The 20,549-nt window shown below is 63.3% G+C and carries 21 protein-coding genes; 7 read left to right on the top strand and 14 right to left on the bottom strand.

Features of this window, described 5'->3' with window-relative positions:
- Window positions 1-262: 262 nt before the first annotated feature.
- The 5 genes from AC56QP_RS26825 to AC56QP_RS26805 all read right to left on the bottom strand — a co-directional run bounded on the left by AC56QP_RS26825 (window position 263) and on the right by AC56QP_RS26805 (window position 4,325).
- Entirely contained in the window at window positions 263-727 is a 465-nt protein-coding gene (locus AC56QP_RS26825) for a cupin domain-containing protein (RefSeq protein ID WP_489862739.1), read from the bottom strand.
- 219 nt (window positions 728-946) lie between these two features.
- Complete coding sequence (locus tag AC56QP_RS26820; RefSeq protein ID WP_489862740.1) at window positions 947-1,900, bottom strand: YihY/virulence factor BrkB family protein; 954 nt, start codon at window positions 1,898-1,900, stop codon at window positions 947-949.
- Between the two features lie 333 nt (window positions 1,901-2,233).
- Window positions 2,234-3,277, bottom strand: a complete 1,044-nt coding sequence (locus AC56QP_RS26815) for an IS110 family RNA-guided transposase (protein WP_489859762.1) — start codon at window positions 3,275-3,277, stop codon at window positions 2,234-2,236.
- Between the two features lie 106 nt (window positions 3,278-3,383).
- Window positions 3,384-3,530 carry a hypothetical protein gene (locus AC56QP_RS26810; protein WP_489862741.1) on the bottom strand — a complete coding sequence of 49 codons (147 nt, stop codon included), beginning with the start codon at window positions 3,528-3,530 and terminating at the stop codon, window positions 3,384-3,386.
- Between the two features lie 51 nt (window positions 3,531-3,581).
- Window positions 3,582-4,325 (bottom strand): DUF899 family protein, encoded by a 744-nt coding sequence (locus tag AC56QP_RS26805; protein ID WP_489862742.1) that lies wholly within the window; start codon window positions 4,323-4,325, stop codon window positions 3,582-3,584.
- 142 nt (window positions 4,326-4,467) lie between these two features.
- Between AC56QP_RS26805 and AC56QP_RS26800 the strand changes: the two genes are divergently transcribed.
- Window positions 4,468-4,803: a hypothetical protein gene (locus tag AC56QP_RS26800; protein ID WP_091579319.1), complete on the top strand. Its 336-nt coding sequence runs from the start codon at window positions 4,468-4,470 to the stop codon at window positions 4,801-4,803.
- Between the two features lie 249 nt (window positions 4,804-5,052).
- Here the strand turns inward: AC56QP_RS26800 and AC56QP_RS26795 are convergent, their stop codons facing one another.
- Entirely contained in the window at window positions 5,053-5,541 is a 489-nt protein-coding gene (locus AC56QP_RS26795) for a GNAT family N-acetyltransferase (protein ID WP_489862743.1), read from the bottom strand.
- 5 nt (window positions 5,542-5,546) lie between these two features.
- Complete coding sequence (locus AC56QP_RS26790) at window positions 5,547-6,500, bottom strand: transglycosylase SLT domain-containing protein (protein WP_489862744.1); 954 nt, start codon at window positions 6,498-6,500, stop codon at window positions 5,547-5,549.
- 181 nt (window positions 6,501-6,681) lie between these two features.
- On the opposite strand from AC56QP_RS26790, the gene AC56QP_RS26785 reads away from it, so the two are divergent.
- Complete coding sequence (locus tag AC56QP_RS26785) at window positions 6,682-7,251, top strand: methylated-DNA--[protein]-cysteine S-methyltransferase (protein ID WP_489862745.1); 570 nt, start codon at window positions 6,682-6,684, stop codon at window positions 7,249-7,251.
- A gap of 28 nt (window positions 7,252-7,279) precedes the next feature.
- Here the strand turns inward: AC56QP_RS26785 and AC56QP_RS26780 are convergent, their stop codons facing one another.
- A complete protein-coding gene (locus tag AC56QP_RS26780; RefSeq protein ID WP_489862746.1) occupies window positions 7,280-7,609 on the bottom strand; it encodes a hypothetical protein in 330 nt (109 codons plus the stop codon).
- 283 nt (window positions 7,610-7,892) lie between these two features.
- On the opposite strand from AC56QP_RS26780, the gene AC56QP_RS26775 reads away from it, so the two are divergent.
- A complete protein-coding gene (locus tag AC56QP_RS26775; RefSeq protein ID WP_010910991.1) occupies window positions 7,893-8,105 on the top strand; it encodes a cold-shock protein in 213 nt (70 codons plus the stop codon).
- A 303-nt stretch (window positions 8,106-8,408) separates the two neighbouring features.
- Here AC56QP_RS26775 and AC56QP_RS26770 read toward each other — a convergent pair whose 3' ends face one another.
- The 3 genes from AC56QP_RS26770 to AC56QP_RS26760 form a co-directional block, all read right to left on the bottom strand.
- Window positions 8,409-9,017 (bottom strand): glutathione S-transferase family protein, encoded by a 609-nt coding sequence (locus tag AC56QP_RS26770; RefSeq protein ID WP_489862747.1) that lies wholly within the window; start codon window positions 9,015-9,017, stop codon window positions 8,409-8,411.
- Between the two features lie 257 nt (window positions 9,018-9,274).
- A complete protein-coding gene (locus AC56QP_RS26765) occupies window positions 9,275-10,123 on the bottom strand; it encodes an EAL domain-containing protein (protein WP_489862748.1) in 849 nt (282 codons plus the stop codon).
- The gene (locus tag AC56QP_RS26760) at window positions 10,120-11,016 is read right to left on the bottom strand and encodes an EAL domain-containing protein (protein ID WP_489862749.1); all 897 of its coding nucleotides are present in this window, start codon (window positions 11,014-11,016) and stop codon (window positions 10,120-10,122) included. Before AC56QP_RS26760 ends, AC56QP_RS26765 begins: the two co-directional genes overlap by 4 nt.
- Window positions 11,017-11,213: 197 nt before the next feature.
- Between AC56QP_RS26760 and AC56QP_RS26755 the strand changes: the two genes are divergently transcribed.
- Window positions 11,214-12,416, top strand: coding sequence for a pyridoxal phosphate-dependent aminotransferase (locus AC56QP_RS26755; RefSeq protein ID WP_489863509.1), 1,203 nt, complete (start codon window positions 11,214-11,216; stop codon window positions 12,414-12,416).
- Window positions 12,417-12,483: 67 nt separating this feature from the next.
- On the opposite strand, the gene AC56QP_RS26750 is transcribed toward AC56QP_RS26755, so the two are convergent.
- Window positions 12,484-12,879, bottom strand: coding sequence for a (R)-mandelonitrile lyase (locus tag AC56QP_RS26750; RefSeq protein WP_489863510.1), 396 nt, complete (start codon window positions 12,877-12,879; stop codon window positions 12,484-12,486).
- Between the two features lie 272 nt (window positions 12,880-13,151).
- Here AC56QP_RS26750 and AC56QP_RS26745 point away from each other — a divergent pair, with 272 nt between their 5' ends.
- The 3 genes from AC56QP_RS26745 to AC56QP_RS26735 all read left to right on the top strand — a co-directional run bounded on the left by AC56QP_RS26745 (window position 13,152) and on the right by AC56QP_RS26735 (window position 18,294).
- Window positions 13,152-14,681: a putative bifunctional diguanylate cyclase/phosphodiesterase gene (locus tag AC56QP_RS26745; protein ID WP_489862750.1), complete on the top strand. Its 1,530-nt coding sequence runs from the start codon at window positions 13,152-13,154 to the stop codon at window positions 14,679-14,681.
- A gap of 200 nt (window positions 14,682-14,881) precedes the next feature.
- On the top strand, window positions 14,882-16,933 hold the full coding sequence (locus AC56QP_RS26740; protein WP_489862751.1) for an elongation factor G: 2,052 nt from the start codon (window positions 14,882-14,884) through the stop codon (window positions 16,931-16,933).
- An 827-nt stretch (window positions 16,934-17,760) separates the two neighbouring features.
- On the top strand, window positions 17,761-18,294 hold the full coding sequence (locus AC56QP_RS26735; RefSeq protein WP_489862752.1) for a methyltransferase family protein: 534 nt from the start codon (window positions 17,761-17,763) through the stop codon (window positions 18,292-18,294).
- 131 nt (window positions 18,295-18,425) lie between these two features.
- On the opposite strand, the gene AC56QP_RS26730 is transcribed toward AC56QP_RS26735, so the two are convergent.
- Both AC56QP_RS26730 and trxB read right to left on the bottom strand, forming a co-directional pair.
- A complete protein-coding gene (locus AC56QP_RS26730) occupies window positions 18,426-19,322 on the bottom strand; it encodes a LysR family transcriptional regulator (protein WP_256754373.1) in 897 nt (298 codons plus the stop codon).
- An 80-nt stretch (window positions 19,323-19,402) separates the two neighbouring features.
- Entirely contained in the window at window positions 19,403-20,377 is a 975-nt protein-coding gene (gene trxB, locus AC56QP_RS26725) for a thioredoxin-disulfide reductase (protein ID WP_091579492.1), read from the bottom strand.
- Window positions 20,378-20,549 lie beyond the last annotated feature (172 nt).

Below are 20,549 nucleotides of genomic sequence, written 5' to 3'. Positions count from 1 at the left end.
TGGTTGGACAGGCTGGCGCAAAGGCCCCCTCACCCAGCCTCCGCTTCGCTCGGCTGACCTCTCCCCGAGGGGAGAGGAGATTGCCAGCGCGGGCGCCAATCTCTTCTCCCCAGCAGGGGTCCGAAGGACGGGCGAGGCAAGTGACTCGCCCCGGCACAGGTGGCCGCGAAGCGGCCGGATGAGGGCCTTGCGGCACCCATTGATCTCAGGGAGCTTATCCCGGCACCGGCGGAAAGCCAGCGCGGATACATGGCTCCCGTGCTCACCCCTGCCCCGGATAGGGCGTGCCATCCTTGTGCAGGAAGCGTCCGTCGGAACTCGGGCTCATCATGTCGATGTCGGAGCAAGAGATGACATCGTCCGGGTTGCGCGAGCCGACCTCGAGATAAAGCGCGGTCGTGGAAGACCGGTTGATCAGGTGATGGCCGTTGCCGCTGTTTTTGGCGAACGTCGCGCAATCGCCGGCGCGCAGCAGTGTCTCGCCGCCGTCCTCGACCAGCGTCAGTTCGCCTTCCAGCACGTAGACGAACTCGTCCTCATGGCTGTGCCAGTGCCGCTGGCTCGACCAGCCGCCCGATGGCAATGTCATCAGGTTGACGCCGAAATCGGCGAGGCCACCGGCATCGCCGAGACGCCGCCGCGTGCGGGTCGCACAGGGTTGATCGAAGGGCGGTGGGTAGCCCGAGCCCTTGCGCACGGGCACGGCTGACAGGTCGATCTTGGGCATTGCTGCTCCCTCGGATTGATGGCCGCAGTCTAGTTCACGGCAGGCGCAGGCACAGAGCCACCTTGCGGCGGTCGGTTTGCCAGGCCGCGTTGAAGCGCCCGCCGTGGCGCTCCATGGCGCGCCCCTTTAAGGAGCAACCTCATGACTGCAGCGTCACCTCGCCCTCATCCTCGCCGTCCCACAGCGCACCATCACACGCATGGCCTGTCCATCTTGACGCTATGGGCGACGAGGCCCCAGCAGAAAGGCTGTCATCGTTGCACTCGCGCACGCCACCGCCAACAACGCAACGGCGCCCGAAGAGCTGGGCTTTTGGCGAATTGAAACAGTTTTTTCCGAAGTGGACGCATTTTGAACCAGCCCGTTCAGGTCGGACCTACTGCCATGTCGAACGGAATAGGCGCGGGTCAGCTCTGCACCGAGCAGAAAGATTTCTGATGAATAGTAGACCCAGAGCAGTATGACGAGCAGCCCTCCGGCCGCACCATATGACGATGCGATCGCACTTGTGCCGATATACCAACCGATAAGCGATTTCCCCAATGTGAACAGTGCGGCGGTCACGACAGCACCGATCCCGACATCCCGCCATTCCAAGGCACGATCCGGCAAGACTTTGTAGATAGCGGCGAACATCACGGAGATCAGGGAAAAGGAGATCAAGGTGTTGATCGCGCTCAGAACAAATTCGCCGAACGGCAATTGAGCGCTGATCATGTTGCCCAGAGCCGAGATCGCGGCGCTCGCCACCAGGGATACCAGCAACATAAAGCCGAGTGCGGCGACCAAGCCGAGACTTGCTGCACGCGCCCGCAAGAGACGCGACAGCGAACTCCCCTTCGTTTCAACCTTCCATATTACATTCAGGGCCTGCTGCATCTCGCCAAAGACGGCAGAGGCGGTTACGAGCAAGGTGGCCACGCCAATGATGGCCGCCAAGGTCCCCGATGATTTGCTGGATGCCCCTTCGAGCGCTGTTTGAAGGAGCGCTGCGCTTTCTGAACCCATCAGCCCCGATATCTGAGCAGACAAAGCCAACTGCGCTGCTTGATGACCAAATGCGATGCCAGCTATCGCGACCACAATTATCAGAACTGGGGCCAGCGACGTTGCGGCATAAAAGGCCATCGCCGCGCCATGACTAAGGGCATTGTCGTTGACAAAGCCAACCACGCTTTCTCGCACCAAGTCCCAAATGTTTCTAATTGTGAGTCGCACTTCGAATCCGTGATATGTGGAACGGCCCGCGGTGCAAGGATGCTTTTCAGTCGATTTCACCACATGAGGACGGTGCGGTCATATGTCCGGCCTTTCTGCGCGGCACATGACCGCTGGCCTCGATGAAGTCCGCGAAACAGGTGGCTGGATCAAGGGGGCGCGCTTTTGTGCGCGTCACGGGTTTCGGCCTGTCCTGTTTCGGGATTTAGTCCCGTGGGTTCATCGTCTGCTTTTGCACCTCGCTTCTGCCGGCCCTTGCCGGTCAGCTCGTATGGGCGGTCCGGATCCTTAAGCGGGGATCTCGTTCGCCCTTGTTTCCATTGGGTTGCGGTATACTCCACCTCTGGTCAACAAAGCCCAGATGATCCGCGCCGTCTTGTTGGCCAGCGCAACTGCCACGACCTTGAAAGGGCGTCTGCCAAGCAAGTCCTTCAGCCACGGCCGCGCCTTGTCGTCAGTTCGCACATGGCGAAGGACGGATGCGGCCCCAGTCACAAGCAGCGATCGCAATTCTGAATTGCCCATCTTGGAAATGCGCCCCAGGCGATCCTTGCCGCCGCTCGAATGGGCCTTTGGTGTCAGGCCTATCCAGGCAGCAAAGTGCCGAGCCGATTTGAATCCGCCGGGATCAGGAACGAGCGCTTTGATGGCCATGGCAATAATGGCCCCCACGCCGGGGATGGTAGCGAGCCGACGCATATCCGAGTCTTGCCTGGCTTGAACAACGATCTCACGTTCAAGTCTATCGATCCGCGCTGCAAGAAGCTCAATCTGGTCGACCATCTCTGTGAGAGCAAATCGCGCAGCCGGCGGCAAGCGGCTATCAGCCCCATCCCGGATGATGACGGCCAATGCCTTGACGTTGGCAATCCCGATTGGAGCGATGATGCCCAACTCGCCCATATGAGCGCGCAGGGCGTTGATCGTCTGAGTTCTCTGACGGACGAGCAATGCACGCGTCTTGAGCACCATCACGGCTGCCTGCTGCTCAGCCGTCTTGACCGGGACGAACCGCATGGTCTTTCGCGTTACGGCCTCGCTGATGGCCTCCGCATCGGCGGCATCTGTCTTCCCGCGTTTGACGAACGGCTTCACGTATTGAGGTGGTAGCAGTTTGACGTTGTGACCGAAGACCGCGATCTCTCGCGCCCAGTAATGCGCACTCGCGCATGCTTCCATCCCAACCAGGCACGGTGGCAATTTCTCGAAAAAGCGCAAAACCTCGGCGCGGCGTAGCTTCCGGTTGAACAGCGGCGCGCCGTCAGCGTCGGCGCCATGAACCTGAAAAACCTGTTTGGCCAAGTCCAGCCCGATAGTGGTAACATCTTTCACGGAACGGTCCCTCCTTGTGGCGTTTGCAACAACGACCACGTTAGCACTTTGATGCTGTCGGAGCGGGCCGTTCCACCTCATCAAGGGGGTCGCAAACCGTCTACTATCAATGCAGCGGATCTTCCGATGTTCCGGCCGACTTGAGCGAGAGCTTCACCTGCATGGGAAGCGCACGATCAATGGTGCGGAAACCGTGCGCAAGGCGGGCAGGCAAGAACCCGCCTATCTCATTGCGCAGGTGGATGGCGACCATGTGCTGAAAAGCCACTCCGAACTGAAGCTCGGCGGCTGAACCAGCCGGCTGTCAATGACAGCACGCCTTGCCATATTGCAGCTGCTCGTGCCAGTTCGGCCGGCCCTGCGGCGTGAAATCCATCAGGTTCCACAGCGTTTCGCAGGTGCCGATGCCGCGCGGGTCCTGGCCGGGATCCGTCGGGGCGAAATCCAGTTCCGACGACCAGAAATGGCGGATGCCGTCGGCGTCACGATGGAACACCGACAGCAGCGGGATCTGCGCGCCGTCGGCCGCCTCCGCATTGTAGTCGCGCTTGAAGCTGTTGGCGGCCGAGGACACCAGCCGCATGTTCCTCCAGCCTCTGTCGCGGCCGAGCGTGAGCAGGTTTTCGAGCGCGGTCTTGCCCACCACGACGAAGTTGAAGCCGGCCGCCGTGAGATGGCCGACCGCGCCGTCGAACTGGTCGAGCAGCGCGGTGCAGGACGGGCATGGCTGGTCCGGCCGTGCCAGCTTCGCCGTCCCGCCGCTGGTCGCCACGTCGCGCGTCTCCTGCGGATGGCGCGGAAACATCATGTTGTACAGGATGAGGGAATCCTTGCCCGGCTCGAACAGCTCCGAAAGCCTGACCTTGACGGGCTTGCCATCGGCGTCCAGCGCGTCGAACACATAGTCCTGGCGGATCAGCCCGCCCGGCGGCAGCGCGCGGCGCGCGACGGCGACGTCCTCCATGGCGCGGCGCAGTTCGATTTCCTTCTGCAACAGTCTTTCGCGGGCGGTGCGATATCGGGCGGATTCGTTGGGAAAGGTGATCATGATCGGCTCCTTGGGTCACGACGCCGGCGTCCCGGCGCGGTTGCTCTGCGACCCAAGGACGTTTCGCGATGATCCCTTCCGACATTTTGCGCATGGCGAGACGGCGTTGTATCTGTTCGGCACCGCGATCCGGGGAACAACCATGCACGACGACGAGATCGACCTGCGCTGCCCGCAAGTGGTGGCCGACAATGCCGCCAAGGGCCTCAGGCTGCGCAAGCAGTTCGGCCGGGGCGGCACCGAGATCGGCGTGGCGCGGGCGACCGAACTGAAGAACCGGGAAAAGCTCGCCCCCTCCACCATCCGCCGCATGGTCAGCTATTTCGCCCGCCACGAGGTCGACAAGCGCGGCAGGAACTACGGCAACGAGGCGAACCCGTCGGCCGGCTACATCGCCTGGCTTTTGTGGGGCGGCGACGAAGGCCGCGCCTGGGCGCTCGATCTCAAGCAGAAGATCGGCAACGCACCGGACATCTAGGGAGAAGATCGTGCATGAAGGCGGGTCCCGAAACCCCCGCCCCGGAACCCGCCACGGAGGGGCCGACACATGCCGGTGCAGCCTCCTCCTGTGCCCAGCCGATCGACGATCCCGGATCGGCTGAATGGCGTCATGACGCTGCGTTAGCACGGGCCGGCCGCCGCCTATGTGAAGCGGCTCACAATGCGCTGGCGGTTTCCGCTCGGCGGCGGAAATCCGCCGGCACCATTAGACAGGAAGCAACCGTTCCTAGCCTTCCCAGGCGACCGGCGTCATTCCGAGCCGCTCATAGAGCCGGACGGCGGCGGCGTTCTCCACCGTGTTGGTCTTCAGGTCGACACACTCGGCGCCCCGTTCGCGAAAGGTGGCGAAGCTGTGCCACATCAGCGCCTCGGCGATGCCCTTGCCGCGCGCCTCGGGGTGAACGGCGAGGTCCTTGACGAAGGCGCGGGACCAGCACAGCGCAGCCGCCGCCAGCCGTCCCTTGGCGTCGATGACCAGGAAGCACAGCGCCGGATCGAATTCGGGATCGTTGGCGACACGCGGCCACCACTCCTCGAACGGGCCATCGGTGCCGTCGTCGAACACTTCGCTCAGCAGTGCATGCAATGCCGGCGCGTCGCCGGGCTCGAAACAGCGCATGACGAAGCCATCGGGCCAGCGCGGCGGAACGAGCGTCTCGTCGAGGATCTTGCGCAGCCGGATGTCGTTCGGGGCCGGCGGACGCGGTTCAGGCATCGCACTCAGGCGTCGGGCTGCGGACGCCGCTTGCGGTCGGTGCCGAGGCCGGTCGCCTCGAGCAGGCCCTTGCGCTTGGCGTCGAAATAATAGCCGGTCTGGTAGAGCCAGTCGGCGCGCTTGGCGTTGCCGCCGGCCACCAGCCAGGCGCCGCGCAGATATTTCACCGCGTATTTCAAATTGGTCTCGGCGTCGAACAGGCCCTTGGCCGGCCCGTCATAACCCATGCCGCGCGCCGTCGCGTGCTTGATCTGCATCAGCCCCCAATGGCCATTGTTGTAGGCTTTTGGGTTGAAGGTGCTCTCGCGGTTGACGACATGGCGCACCAGGTCCGCCGGCACCTGGTAGAGCGCGGCGTATTTGACGATCAGCCGGTCGACGTCGCCGCGCATGCCGGTAGCATGCTCTTCTTCGGCCGGACCAACCGGCGCTGCCGGGAACTGCACCAGGGCAGCCGGGTTCTGCGGTACGACATAGGCCGCCTGCTGCACGCCGGGCATCATCGACGCCTGGGACACCGTGCCGGCGGCGAGCGGGGGCAGCTTGCCCGAGGCCGGCGTGACGCCGGCGATGGCATAGGCGGTCGCGGCCGTGGCGTTGGTCTTGACCACGGCGGGCGCCGCATTGGCGGTCATCACCGCAGGCACGGCCGGCGCTGTCGGGGTCGATCCGGCGAAGGCGGCGGTCGCGGCAGCGGCCGGCTGGGCGGCGGGATCGAGTGCCGGCGCGGCAGGGCCAGCCGACAGATCGGCCGCCTGCACGGGGGCAATGCCGGATGATTCCGGCAGCACCGAAACCGTCTCCGGCAAAGGAATGGTGAAGCCGGCATCGGCGCCCGCGGCGGTCGCGGTTTCGGTCAAGGCAGGCGCGGACTTCATCTGCGAGGTCGACGTGCAGCCACTGAGGCCGGCAGCGGCGATGATGACGCCGATCGCGATGAGATTGAGTTTTGCTGGCAAGCCGCGCTCGGGTCCGGTTCGTCGGGTCGTTAAGAAATCCCTTACACCAGCGATTCCCGACGGGCAATCGGGGCCATCAGGTGGTTTTCGGGTGGCCAGACTCGGGGCCTGATGCCATATTGTTCCTGATATGTACCGGCACCAATGCCGGTTTTCGCCGCTTTGCGGAAAGGAGCGCATCATGGAAACGACATCTTCGATCACAGCCGGCCACGCAGTGTTAGAAACAGTGATCGGTTTCATGGGCATCGCCTGGAGCGAAAAGGGCCTGATCCGGCTCTGCCTGCCCGAACGCAGCCGCGAAGCGGTGGAGCGGCGGCTGATGCGCCATGCCGGTGTTTCAGCCTCGACGGCGCAGCCGCCATGGGTGGTCGAACTGATCGCCTCGATCAAGGCCTATGCGGCGGGCGAGGACGTCGACTTCACTGGCGTGCCGGTCGATCTGGCCGGCGTCGACGATTTCCGTCTCGCCATCTATGACGCGGCGCGAAAACTCGCCTTTGGCGAAACCACCACCTATGGCGAACTGGCCAAGACCGCCGGCCATGCCGGGCTCGCCCGCGAAACCGGTGCAGCGCTTGGCGCCAATCCGGTGCCGCTGGTCATCCCTTGCCATCGCATCCTTGCCGCCGGCGGCAAGATCGGCGGCTTCTCGGCGCCCGGCGGTTCCGTCACCAAGGAAAAGATGCTGGCCATGGAAGGCGTGCGCGTCGGCCCGCCGCCGCCGGCGCAGGTTTCCTTCGGGTTTTGAACCAGGGCTGCAAGGCAGGACCGATTGGCTAGTCCTTGTGGAAGAACCGCCGGCGGAAATGCCGCTCATTGTCCGGCCGCTTGCAGTTGTAGACCGGACAGGACTTCGTGTCGGCGCTCGGCACGTAGGCGCGCGTCCTTACCTCGCCCATGGTGCAGAATTGCTGGCTCTGCACATAGCGGTCGTAGAGCGGTAGTCCCGGCACCCGCGTCGACTGGTAGCGCAGGATGACGGCCCCCTGCCGCGCGATCGTCGCCTGAACCTTGCCGCAGCTCATGCGCGTCGGGTCGTAGCGCGAGATCGCCTGCGCCTGGGCGGCCACCAGCGTCATACAGGCGGCAAGCAGAATGGTCTTCATGGTCCTCTCCCCAAACCCTGATCCGCCGCTCGAAAACGGCGCGATCCGTGGCAACGGTTTCACCAGATTGGGGCGGCCATTGGGCGGCATCTCGATCACGGCTTTCTCACGCAGTCTTGTTTTTTGTGCGAAAGTAGCCTATATGCGGTTCATTGATATTTCGGCCGATCGATCCGGGCCTCGCGATCTTCGCGTTTGCTGACGTCTATCTCCAAAATCTCGATGCACACCGGCTGGACTTCGGTCTGGTCAATCTAAAGCAAATGTTGAAGGACTATCTAAAATGGCAACTGGAACGGTCAAGTGGTTCAACGCCACCAAGGGCTTCGGCTTCATTCAGCCTGACGCGGGCGGCGCGGACGTTTTCGTCCACATCTCCGCAGTCGAGCGTGCTGGACTGTCGACCCTGGTCGAAGGCCAGAAGATCAACTTCGAGATCGAGCAGGACCGCCGCACTGGCAAGTCGTCCGCTGGATCTCTGAGCAAGGCAGCCTGATTTTGCGAATGGCGCGCGCCGGGCGAGAGCCCGGGGCGTGCGGCAAGTCACGGATGTACTGACAGTCGCGCGAGAAGCGCGCCGGAGCGGAAAGACCCGACAAGCTGGATCAGCAGATAGCTGCCAGCCCGGACCAGACGCTCCCGATCAGGCTACCGGAAATGGGAAGGCGGGATTTATCCCGCCTTTTTGTTTGTCTGCACTCAGGCGATTGGCGAAACCGGCAGAGCTGCGTCCTTCTCCCCGTCACTATATGGGGAGAAGGACGCTCTCGTGGGAGCTTTCGCCAATCGCCGAGATGGCTCACCCCACCCACTCGATCGGAACATGCCCCGGATCCGCCTCCACTCTCTTCAGCCAGGCGGCGACCGCCGGATAGGCGTCGAGCTGGAAGCCGCCCTGCTCCGCCGTATGCGTATAGGCATAGAGCGCGATGTCTGCGACGCTGAACGCGCCGCCGGCGAAGAAGGCGTTGTCCTCCAGATGCTTGTTCATCACGCCGAGCGCCTTGTTGCCGCGCTCCAGCGTCATCGCCAACCGCTCCGGCGTCGCATCCTTGGCGCGTTCGGGGAAAGTCAGCAGCGCCTTGCGCACGGCAATGTAGGGCTCGTGACTGTATTGCTCGAAGAACAGCCACTGATAGGCCAGCCCGCGCTGATACTTGTCCGCCGGCAGGAAACGTGTGCCTTCGGCCAGATAGAGCAGGATGGCGTTGGATTCGGCCAACCGCCGGCCATCGTCGAGTTCGAGCAGCGGCACCATGGCGTTCGGATTCTTGGCGACAAACTCCGCCTTTCGCGTCTCGCCGGTATGCGAGCTCACTTCGACATTGGTGAAGGCGAGGCCGAGCTTGGCCATCAGCAGGCGCGGCTTGTAGCAATTGCCGCTGTCGATCATGCCGTAGAGTATCATTGCGTTCCCCGAAGCTGCCTTTCCTGGCGCGATTATCGCAGCGGCGGCAGCCGCAACCAGTGATTTGTTTTGGCAAGACCATCAGCGCCGCTGATGTGTGGAGCGCGGTCGTTCAAGGGCGTGTCGAGATTCAGGTCAGGCCGAGCCGAGAACGATGGTCTTTGAGAACCGGAGCGGAACGTACTTGTGGTACGTGAGCACCGGAAGCGCAGAAGACCGCCGTTCGCAGGCCGGTATCACCTGAATATCGGCACGCCCTAGCCGAACAGCGGAATGACCTTGCTGTCCCTGCCGAGCAGCGTGTCGACGGACAGCGGCTTTTCCTCGAAGACCGTTCCGGCCAGAGCGGGGCGGGCCAGGTGATAGCCTTGCAGCAGGTCGACGCCGCCTTCCAGCGCGACGCGCAGATGGGTCGGGTTCTCGATGCCTTCGACCAGCACCTTGGCGCCACGATCGTGCAAGGTGGAGACCAGCGGGCGGAAGAACCGCTCGGCGGCGGCATGGCGGCAGAACTCCGCGAACCAGGTGCCGTCGATCTTGACGATGTCGGGACTGAGCAGGCTCACCCGCTCCTCGGTGGAGTGACCGGTGCCGAAATCGTCGATGGCGATGCGGATGCCGTCGCGCCGCATTTCGCGCACCAGCCGCATGAGAAGCGCGTCGTCGGCCGACTGTTCGGTGATTTCGCAAACCAGCATGGCGGGGGCGAGGCCGAAGTCAGCGAGATGCCTGGTCATCAACCGGATCTCGGCCAGCGCCCGTCCGGGATGGTCGTTGATCAGCGGATTGTAGTTGAAGAACAGATCGAGCCCTTCGACGCCGATGTTGTGAAAATTCCGCAGATGCAACACCCGGCACATGGTCTCGACAAACAGCCGGTCCGAAGCGGCAACGCCATCGAAGAACACCCGCGCCGCACTGGGCCGGCCGGCACGGTGCGGCTCGATAAGGGCTTCGACCGCCACGGCGTGAAGGAAGCGGCCGCGCGGCGCGAAGATCGGCTGATAGGCGCTGCGCAGCCGGAATTCGCCATGGATGCCGTACTCGATGCCGACTTCGTCGATATGGATCGCATCGTCGACATTGCGCCGCCGCTCCAGCCTCATGTCGCCACCCTGCGCCCGAACGCTTTCGCCGGCCGCGCCGAATGCGCTGCCGTCGCGGAAACAGGCGTGTCGCCGGCAACGACGGCAGCGGGTGTCTGCCTGTCCTTGTCTAGGACGCGAAAGCTGGTCGGCGCCAGCTCGGGCCGCGCCAGCACGAAACCCTGCACCATCGAGGCTCCCGATTTCTCGGCGAGCTCCAGCTGCCATGCCTCCTCGATGCCCTCGAACACCGTATGGATGCCTTGTTCCTCGAAGCTCCTCACCATGGTGGTCAAGAGCGCGAAACCGGCACCGGATTCCATCAGCTGCGTGATCCAGGTGGCGTCGAACTTGACGATATCGGGCTTCAGTTCCTTGATGCGGTTGATGTCGGAGTCATCGGCGCCATAGTCGTCAACGGCGATGCGGAAGCCGTTGGCCTTGAGTGTCGCGACGAAGCTGTGCAGGGTTTCCTGCGACGCCGACCTCTGCTCGGTCACTTCGCAGACGACACGGCGTGGATCGATGCCCGCCTCGTGCAGCACCAGCCGCATTTCGCGCAGGGCCTTGTCGGCAACACTGCGTTCGGTGAACACCGACGGGTCGAAATTGATGAAGATCGACGCCTCCTGCGGCAGGCAGGCGCCGGCGTTCAGCAGATGCAGCGTCCTGGTCAGCGCCTCGACATGCAGGCGGTCGGCGGACGGGCAGGTGCTGAAGAAATTCATCGGCGATTGCGGCTGGCCGTCGCGGAACGGCCGGATCAGACCTTCGAACGCGACCACCGCCAGCTTGCCTTCCTTGAAGGCGAAGATCGGCTGGAAGGCGCTTTGCAGCGTGTAGATGCCCCAGACACCGGTGGAGGTGCCGTCGTCCTGACGGATGATATGGGCAAGCCCGATGCTGCGCGACACGGTCCCTCGCTCCGCGAATGGATTGCCATCCTGCCACTCAAGCCTCTACCGCCCGTTAATGAATTTATTGTTGCCGATCACGGGTCCTTGAGATCTGGATCAGCCGACAATGCTTGCACTGGGCGAAATCATGCGACATGAGAAGCGCCGCGGCTGATCCTGGCCGTGCCGATCCTCTGTTGGAGACGTTCAAGGTCATGGCCTTCCTTGCCGACACCCTTTCCCGCGTGAAGCCTTCCGCCACCATCGCGGTGACGCAGAAAGCGCGCGAGCTGAAAAATGCCGGCCGTGACATTATCGGGCTGGGCGCTGGCGAGCCGGATTTCGACACGCCCGACAACATCAAGAACGCGGCGATCGAGGCGATCCGCCGTGGCGAGACCAAGTATCCGCCGGTTTCGGGCATCGCGCCGCTGCGCGAGGCGATCGCGAAAAAGTTCAAGCGCGAGAACAATCTCGACTTCAAGCCCGAGCAGACCATCGTCGGCACCGGCGGCAAGCAGATCCTGTTCAACGCCTTCATGGCGACGCTGAACCCCGGCGACGAGGTCATCATCCCCCGCCCCTACTGGGTCAGCTACCCCGAAATGGTGGCGATCTGCGGCGGCACCTCGGTGTTTGCCGACACCTCGATCGACAATGGTTTCAAATTGACGGCGGCGGTGCTGGAGAAGGCGATCACGCCGAAGACCAAATGGCTGCTGATGAACTCGCCGTCGAACCCGTCGGGCGCGGCCTACACGCAGGCGGAACTGCGCGCGCTGGCCGATGTCCTGCTGAAGCATCCGCATGTCTGGACGCTGACCGACGACATGTACGAGCACCTGACCTATGGCGACTTCGTCTTCAAGACCATCGCCGAGGTCGAGCCGAAGCTCTATGAGCGCACGCTGACCATGAACGGCGTGTCTAAGGCCTATGCGATGACCGGCTGGCGCATCGGCTATGCGGCCGGCCCGGTCCAGCTGATCAAGGCGATGGACATGATCCAGGGTCAGCAGACCTCCGGCGCCTGCACCATCGCGCAATGGGCGTCGGTGGAAGCGCTGAACGGCCCGCAGGACTTCATTGCCAGGAACAAGGCGATCTTCCAAGGCAGGCGCGACCTCGTCGTCTCGATGCTCAACCAGGCGCGCGGCATCACCTGCCCGTCGCCGGAAGGCGCCTTCTATGTCTATCCGTCCTGCGCCCAGCTGATCGGCAAGAAAACCAAGGCCGGCAAGGTGATCGACACAGACGAGGCCTTCTGCTCGGAACTGCTCGAGGCCGAGGGGGTCGCGGTGGTGTTCGGCTCGGCCTTCGGCCTTGGCCCGAACTTCCGTATCTCCTACGCCACCTCGGAGACACTGCTGGAGGAAGCCTGCACGCGCATCCAGCGGTTCACCGCGTCACTGGCCTGATCAGATACGCCGTAGTGGAAATGAAAAACCCGGCTCACGCCGGGTTTTTTGCCAGCTCGGTCGGCACTCAGCCGCCATATTGCGCTGACGTCACCGCTTCCAGCCAGTCGGCATGGACACCGTCCAGCGCCTCCTGCATGGCGATATGGGTCATCGCCGATTTCGGCGCCGCGCCATGCCAGTGCTTTTCGCCAGGCGCGAACGAGATGACGTCGCCGGCCCTGATCTCCTGGACCGCCTCTCCCCATGTCTGCGCAAGGCCGGCGCCTGCGGTGACATAGAGCGTCTGGCCAAGCGGATGCGTGTGCCAATGGGTGCGCGCGCCCGGCTCGAAGCTGACCAGCGTCGCCCGCAGCCGCGCCGGCGCCTCCTTCTCGATGATCGGCGTCTGCAGCACCCGGCCGGTGAAATATTTTTCCGGCGCTACGATGGTCGGCACGCTGCCACAGGCAATGATCTTCATGGTCGGTGGGTCCTTGATCTGGTGGCGGACTGGCGGCGGAAAGCCGCCTCTCCTGGCTTTGGCGCAAGCCGGCACTTTCCTCCGATATGCCGCGCCGTGCAACTGCCATCGGCCTTTCGCCGAGGCCTTGCCGGTCTCCACGACAGGCTTCTTAACCATGAACGTTGGATCGCCGGCCCGGGTGGCCGAATCGTTGGCCAGGCGTGGCTGCCGCAAGGGCTTTTTAACGGCTGCCCACTAGCCCTTTGCCGGCGGATGCAAGGGGCGATGCGATGAGCATATTGGCGACGATCAGGGACCATAGCGGCCGGATCTACCGTGGCATCCAGTCATTGCTTCTGATCAGCATCGGCGCCGCGTTGCTTGGCGCTGTCGAGATGTCGGAAAATCTGTCTTCCGGCAGCGCCTTCGTGGTCTCGATTCTCGCCACCAGCCTGGCTTTGCTGGCACTGATGTACATGCGCAGCAGCGTCGTCCACAGCCTGAAATCCGCGGCCGCCGCCGAGGCCGAAAAGCATCATTTCCTGACCAGGGACGCGATGACGGGGGCGATGACACGCCGCTATTTCCTCGAAGCGCTGGGCAACAGCCTGGGCACCATGCGCGGTCGGCGCGATGCGGCCCTGCTGCTGATCGACCTCGACCATTTCAAGCAGCTCAACGACACGTTCGGGCATCAGTTCGGCGACCGCACCCTGGCGCATCTCGTCAAGACCGCCGAGCGCATCTTTGTCGGCGGCATGGTCGGTCGGCTCGGTGGCGACGAATTCGGCGTCATCATTCCGCACAGCGATCTCATCGCCATCAACAAGGATGTGCGGCAACTGCTGGACGCCATGCGGGCCGGCAAATCCCATGAAGGCAGGACCATTCCGCTCTCCCTTTCCGTCGGCGTCGCGCTGGCGCCGACACATGCGTCGAACACGACGGAACTGATGCTGGTTGCCGACCTGGCGCTTTACGAAAGCAAGGCGGCGGGCCGTGGTCGCGTCACCGTGTTCGACGAGGAGATGCTGTCCGACAAGCGCTACCGCCGCCTGGTCGAGCGGGAATTGCGCGCCGCGGTCTATCTCGGCGAGCTCGAGCTGCACTACCAGCCGATCGTCAACCCGGACGGTTCCACCTATGGCTTCGAAGGGCTGATCCGCTGGCGCCATCCGGTGCGCGGCCTGATCTCGCCGGCCGAATTCATTCCGATCGCCGAGCGCTCGACGCTGATCGACATGCTCGGCGAATGGGTGTTCAAGCGGGCTTGCGCCGATATCGGTCATTTCCCCGGTCGCAGCATCTCGATCAACGTCTCCGGCGAACAGCTGAAGCGCGATGAGATCGTCACCATGTGCGACCGCGTGCTGAAGGAAACCGGCCGCTCCGCGACGCAATTCGTCATCGAGATCACCGAGACGGTGGCGACCGCCGCCACGCCCGAAATCCTGCGGCGCCTCGAAGCCTTGCGCGGTCTCGGCTTCCACATCGCGCTCGACGATTTCGGCACCGGCCATTGCGGCTTCAACTACCTGAAGACCTTGCCCATCGACTGCATCAAGATCGACCGTTCCTATATCCGCAGCCTCGCCCATGACCAGGTGGCGCAGATCTTCGTTTCGGCGCTCGCCCAGATCGCGCGTATCCAAGATGTCACCATCGTCGCCGAGGGCGTCGAGACGCAAGAAGAGTTCGCGCTCGCCAGGGCCGCCGGCTGCAATCGCTTCCAGGGCTATTTCTTCGACAGGCCGGCGCCGCGCGACAAGGTTAGTCCCTTGCGCACAGCCAATGCAGACCAGTTCGCACTGAGCGCCTGAGCCGCGTGGCGCAGCGCCGAAGTTCTATTTTTCTTGCCCTGCCGGCAAACAAGTGGGACGATGCCTTCAGGTGGAGGCAATCAAAAAGAACCCCGCCCGCGACGGTCGAACAGGCCGGCCGCCGCTCAGGACCGATTGACCCCGCCTGAACCATGAAATGCCAGTCGGTCCCTAGGGAAACGCCTGAGTGGAGGTCAGTCATGGGTACTCGCGCCGGAGGACGACGCACGGGACCGAAATGCATTGCCATAGTCGGTCCCTTCGCAAGCGGTAAGACGACACTTCTCGAAGCCATATTGGCCCGCACGGGCGCCATTCCCCGCCAGAACCCGGTTTCCTCGGGCAACACCGTTTCAGACCATTCGCCGGAGGCGCGCGCCCACGCCATGAGCGTCGAGGCGACCTTCGCCACCACCGAATTCATGGGCGAGCAGCTCACCTTCGTCGACTGTCCCGGCTCGATCGAATTCTCTTTCGAGGCCGAGCCGGTGCTGGCCGCATGCGACCTCGCGGTGGTCGTGGCCGAGGCCGACGAAAAGAAGATTCCAGCGCTGCAACTGATCATGCGCAAGCTCGACGATCTCGGCGTGCCGCGCATCCTGTTCCTCAACAAGGTCGACAAGGCGATATCAGGCGTGCGCGACACGCTGAAGATGCTGCAGCCGGCAAGTGCGGTCCCTTTGCTGCTGCGCCAGATTCCGCTGCGCAAGGATGGCGTCGTCATCGGCTCGATCGATCTGGCGCTGGAGCGCGCCTACATCTATCGCGAATATGCCGAGAGCGAAATTGCGCAGATACCGGGCGACGACAAGGCGCGCGAGCTCGAAGCGCGCTTCTCCATGCTGGAAACCCTGGCCGACCATGACGACCAGCTGATGGAACAGCTGCTCGAAGAAATCGAGCCGCCCAAGGATGCGATCTTCGACGACCTCGCCGCCGATCTGCGCGAAGGCGCGGTGACACCGGTGCTGATCGGCACCGCCGAAAAGGGCAATGGCGTGCTGCGCCTCCTGAAGGCAATCCGCCACGACGCGCCCGACATCGAGGCGACCCGCAAGCGGCTCGGCGCACCGGATGGCTCCGCCACCGTGGTTCAGGTGATGAAGACCATCCACACGCCGCACGGCGGCAAGCTGTCGGTGTCGCGCATCCTGTCCGGCCAGGTCGTCGACGGTTCCGAACTCTGGCTGCCTAACGGCGACACGGCGAAGGTCTCCGGCATCTACAAGATGCTCGGCAAGGACCAGTCCAAGCTCACCACCGCCAAGGCTGGCGATACGGTTGCGCTCGGCAAGCTGGACGAGGTCAAGACCGGCCAGACACTGTCCTCGGCCAAGGGCGGCACCAAACAGCTGTTCAATGTCGAGCCGCCGCAACCGGTCTTCGCCTTCGCGCTGCGCCCCAAGGAGCGCAAGGATGAGGTGAAGATGTCCGCCGCCATCCAGCGGCTGGCCGAGGAAGACCCTTCGCTCAGTCTGCGCCACAACCAGGACTCGGCCGAGACCGTGCTGTCGGGCCATGGCGAGATGCATCTGCGTGTCGTGCGCGAGCGGCTGGAAGGCAAGAACCAGATTCCGGTCGAAGGCCACGCCCCGGCGGTGCCCTACCGCGAGACGATCCGCAAAACGGCGCAACAGCGCGGGCGCCACAAGAAGCAGTCCGGCGGCCATGGCCAATTCGGCGATGTGGTGATCGAGATCAAACCGTTGCCGCGCGGCTCCGGCTTCCAGTTCACCGACACCATCACCGGCGGCGTCGTGCCGAAGACCTATATCCAGTCGGTCGAGACTGGCGTGCGCGATTATCTGAAGTCCGGCCCGCTCGGCTTCCCGGTGGTCGATGTCGCCGTCAACCTGTCGGATGGCTCCTATCACGCGGTCGATTCCTCCGACATGGCCTTCCAGATGGCGGCCAGGCTGGCGATGAAGGAAGGCATGGCCGCCTGCTCGCCGGTGCTTCTGGAACCGGTAATGAAGGTCGAGATCGTCACGCCATCCGACGCGACCTCGAAGATCATCGCGCTCATCCCGCAGCGGCGCGGCCAGATCCTTGGCTATGACGCGCGGCCCGACTGGCCCGGATGGGATGTCGTCGAGGCAACCATGCCGCAAGCCGAGATCGGCGACCTGATCATCGAATTGCGCTCGGCGACAGCGGGCGTCGCCAGTTACCGCGCCACCTTCGATCACATGGCGGAACTTACCGGTCGCCTCGCCGACGAGGCGATGAACGCCAGCGGCAAAGCCGCCTGACCCTGCCGCCACGCCGCGAGCCCCTCGAACTTCGGTTCGAGGGGCAACGCACGCCGCCCCAAAATGCGCGGCGACAACGAGATGCATGAAAACAACAGCTTGAGGCGAGTCGACTGAACCTGTTTCAGCGCGACGTGCCTTAAATGAAAACGACGCCCAGCGGGAACCGGACGTCGTTTTATCGCGGACCGTTTTCTCGGGAGGTAAAAACGGCAGGTCCGCCGCACCTGGTGCCGCCAAGCTTCGGCGGAAGAATGGTTCGGACGCGGTAGCCGCCTGAGCCCGGGCCCGTCCGAGTGATGCCCCCATCTCCCGTCCGAACCACACCGCGTCCTATGGTGTGCATAGCACGCGACGAGCGCCCGCGACATGTTACCAGAGGTTACATGTCACTGTTACGTGGCAATTCTGTTGGACTTTTCAGCGGTGCCGGCGGGACGCAGGCAACAAAAAAGCCGGATCAACGAAGATCCGGCTGAGTTTGATTGGAAGTGCCTGTTAAGGCTAACCTCCAGAGGGGAACACTCAAGGGCGCTAATGGGAGGAGAACGCGCCCCAGAGATGATCTATATATGTGCTCATCATGCCCAAGAAACAAGCATCTATTTTGCAACACACGCATGCAAAAAGACGCAGGCTGTGGTCTAACCCATATCTGGGGCCAATAGGACCAGCAAAAATCCCGAAACGGAGCGCTGGACAGGACGATCATCACTACAGAATCGCGAAACGCGACCGGTTTTTGCCCCAAAATGCCAAAACTTCGCAATGACGTGGAATCGGGCAGCAGGCGTTCATTTCTCAGGCAATCAGGGAGGAAGCCCCCAATGCAGACTTTTTCGGCGATCGCCGGCAGTGCGGCCTTCTTCATCGCGGCGCCCGGCGTGGTTGCCGGGCTGATACCCTGGCTGTTGACCGATCGCTGGGGCCTGCCATGGTCGAGGCTGCCGGGCCTTGTCCCGGTTGGCGGGCTGCTGATCATCGCCGCCACAGCGGTGCTGCTCCACGCCTTCGCCCGCTTCGCGCTTGAGGGGCTGGGCACGCCCGCGCCGGTGGCGCCGACCGAGAAGCTGGTGATCGGCGGCATCTACCGCCATGTCCGCAACCCGATGTATGTCGCGGTGCTGTCGATCATCCTCGGCCAGGCGCTGCTGTTAGCGAGTTGGACGCTTGCCGCCTATGCAGCCATTGCGGCGGCGGCCATGATCACCTTCGTCAGGCTCTACGAGGAGCCGACGCTTGCCAGCCGCTATGGCGCCGAATACGAAACCTACCGCCGCAACGTCCCCGGCTGGCTGCCCCGCCTGACGCCATGGCGGGGTGAGCCAAGGAGTGAGCAGCGCCCTCCCTCGGTGTGTTGAGATTCAGGTCAGGCCGAGCCGAGAATGGTGACTTCCGAGAACCGGAACGGAGCGTACTTAAAGTACGTGAGCACCGGAAGCGTAGGAGTCCGCCATTCGCAGGCCGGCCTCACCTGCATATCGACATGCCCTCAGAACGACCAGCTTCTGGCCTTGGCAATGATGAAATCCCGGAACACATGCAGCTTGGCCTGGTTCTTCATCGCGTCCGGATAGGCGAAATAGGTGTCGAAGGACGGCACCTCGGTCTCCGGCAGCAACTGCACCAGGCCGGAATCCTTGTTGATCACATAGTCGGGCAGCATGGCGATGCCGGCTCCGCCCTGCACGGCACGCTTGATCGACAATATGTCGTTGATCTGCAGCGTCGGCACCCTTTGCCCGCCTTCGAAATCGCCGACCGTCTCCAGCCAGTTCAGCTCCGACAGATGCGACGGCACCGGCACGCCGAAAGTGACGATGCGATGGTTCTTCAGTTCGGCGACCGAAGCCGGCTTGCCGTACTTGGCCACATAGGAGGGGGCGGCGTAGAGGTGGAAATGCACGGTAAACAGGCGGCGCTGGATGAGGTCCGGCTGCTGCGGCTGGCGCAGCCGGATGGCGCAATCGGCCTGGCGCATGGTGAGGTCGAGTTCCTCATTGGCGAGGATCAGCTGCAGGCTGATTTCAGGGTAGAGTTCGATGAATTCCTGCACGCGCTCGGTCAGCCAGCCAGCACCCAGCCCGACCGTCGTCGTTACCCTGAGCACGCCCGAGGGACGGTCCTTGGTCTCGGTCAGCCGCGACTTGATCGTCTCGAGCTTCATCAGCACGTCATGCGCCGTGCGGAACAGCATTTCGCCCTGTTCGGTCAGCACCAGGCCGCGGGCATGGCGGTTGAACAGCGGCACGCCAACATCATGCTCGAGCGCGCTGACCTGCCGCGAGATCGCCGATTGCGACAAATGCAAAGTCTCGGCCGCGTGGGTAAACGACCCCGCTTCCGCCGCTGCGTGAAACACGCGTAGCTTGTCCCAATCCAACGCCATGATACCCCTCGTTCTGCTTTTGGCGTCTGAATGAAAAATCAGGCTTTTACACGGCGTCTCTAAGCCGTTTTCTGAACCCTCTACTCCGCCGCTTCGCGGTGCACCTCGATGCCGGCCAGATATTTTTCCGCCTCGAGCGCGGCCATGCAGCCGAGTCCCGCCGCCGTCACCGCCTGGCGGTAGACATCGTCGGTGACGTCGCCGGCCGCGAACACGCCGGGCACGTCGGTGCGGGTCGAATCCGGAGCCGTCCACAGATAGCCGTTGGGCTTCTGCTTCAGCTTGCCGACGAACAGCTCGACCGCCGGCGCGTGGCCGATCGCCACGAACACGCCGTCGACCTTGAGATGCGTTTCGGCGCCGGTCGCCGCATGCTTGAGCTTCAGCCCTTCGACCGAGGGCGGCAGCGGCGCCTTGCCGGGGCGGCCGGTGATCTCGTCGACCACCGTGTCCCAGATGACGCGGACATTGTCCTTCTTCAGCAACCGTTCGCGCAGGATGCGCTCGGCGCGGAAATCGCTGCGCCGATGGATGACCGTGACGCTTTTGGCGAGGTTCGACAAATAGAGCGCTTCTTCCACCGCCGAATTGCCGCCGCCGATCACGGCGACATCCTTGCCGCGATAGAAGAAGCCGTCGCAGGTGGCGCAGGCCGAGACGCCGAAGCCCATGAAGGTCTGCTCGGTCGGAATGCCCAGCCATTTGGCTTGCGCACCGGTGGCGATGATCAGTGCGTCGGCGGTGTAGGTGGTGCCGGAATCGCCCTTGGCGCGGAACGGCCGCACGTTGAGGTCGACCTCGGTAATGATGTCGTTGATGATGTCGGTGCCGACATGCTCGGCCTGCTTCAGCATCTGCTCCATCAGCCAGGGACCCTGGATCGGGTCGGCGAAACCGGGATAGTTCTCGACATCGGTGGTGATCATCAGCTGGCCGCCCTGCTGCAGGCCGGCGACCAGCATCGGCTTCAGCATGGCGCGCGCAGCGTAGACCGCCGCCGTATAGCCGGCCGGACCGGAACCAATGATGAGAACGGGCGCGTGCTTGGTGGTCATCTGGAAGCCTCTGCGGAGGGCTGCCGGCAATTGCGGCATGGAAAACTCGTCGATATCGCGCGTAATGTAAGTGCTGCCTACGACGCCAGCAAGGCAAGTTGGCGTTCGTCCCCGGAAAGCTTTGTCGCACCCTGTCCCCTGCTTTGATCCTCCGAAATATGCCGAGCCAGGG

The organism is Mesorhizobium sp. RCAM 05104, assembly GCF_059683645.1.
The sequence above is the reverse complement of the archived record's forward strand: the minus strand, read 5'-3'. Positions and strand labels throughout refer to the sequence as shown.

Coding starts and splice junctions, on each gene's coding strand:
- trxB (WP_091579492.1), bottom strand. CDS start 20,377: ATGACCACCAAGCACGCGCCCGTTCTCATCATTGGTTCCGGTCCGGCC.
- AC56QP_RS26735 (WP_489862752.1), top strand. CDS start 17,761: ATGCAGACTTTTTCGGCGATCGCCGGCAGTGCGGCCTTCTTCATCGCG.
- AC56QP_RS26765 (WP_489862748.1), bottom strand. CDS start 10,123: ATGAGGCTGGAGCGGCGGCGCAATGTCGACGATGCGATCCATATCGAC.
- AC56QP_RS26805 (WP_489862742.1), bottom strand. CDS start 4,325: ATGATCACCTTTCCCAACGAATCCGCCCGATATCGCACCGCCCGCGAA.
- AC56QP_RS26810 (WP_489862741.1), bottom strand. CDS start 3,530: ATGGTCGCCATCCACCTGCGCAATGAGATAGGCGGGTTCTTGCCTGCC.
- AC56QP_RS26825 (WP_489862739.1), bottom strand. CDS start 727: ATGCCCAAGATCGACCTGTCAGCCGTGCCCGTGCGCAAGGGCTCGGGC.
- AC56QP_RS26780 (WP_489862746.1), bottom strand. CDS start 7,609: ATGAAGACCATTCTGCTTGCCGCCTGTATGACGCTGGTGGCCGCCCAG.
- AC56QP_RS26750 (WP_489863510.1), bottom strand. CDS start 12,879: ATGAAGATCATTGCCTGTGGCAGCGTGCCGACCATCGTAGCGCCGGAA.
- AC56QP_RS26730 (WP_256754373.1), bottom strand. CDS start 19,322: ATGGCGTTGGATTGGGACAAGCTACGCGTGTTTCACGCAGCGGCGGAA.
- AC56QP_RS26745 (WP_489862750.1), top strand. CDS start 13,152: ATGAGCATATTGGCGACGATCAGGGACCATAGCGGCCGGATCTACCGT.
- AC56QP_RS26770 (WP_489862747.1), bottom strand. CDS start 9,017: ATGATACTCTACGGCATGATCGACAGCGGCAATTGCTACAAGCCGCGC.
- AC56QP_RS26740 (WP_489862751.1), top strand. CDS start 14,882: ATGGGTACTCGCGCCGGAGGACGACGCACGGGACCGAAATGCATTGCC.
- AC56QP_RS26785 (WP_489862745.1), top strand. CDS start 6,682: ATGGAAACGACATCTTCGATCACAGCCGGCCACGCAGTGTTAGAAACA.
- AC56QP_RS26755 (WP_489863509.1), top strand. CDS start 11,214: ATGGCCTTCCTTGCCGACACCCTTTCCCGCGTGAAGCCTTCCGCCACC.
- AC56QP_RS26795 (WP_489862743.1), bottom strand. CDS start 5,541: ATGCCTGAACCGCGTCCGCCGGCCCCGAACGACATCCGGCTGCGCAAG.
- AC56QP_RS26775 (WP_010910991.1), top strand. CDS start 7,893: ATGGCAACTGGAACGGTCAAGTGGTTCAACGCCACCAAGGGCTTCGGC.
- AC56QP_RS26800 (WP_091579319.1), top strand. CDS start 4,468: ATGCACGACGACGAGATCGACCTGCGCTGCCCGCAAGTGGTGGCCGAC.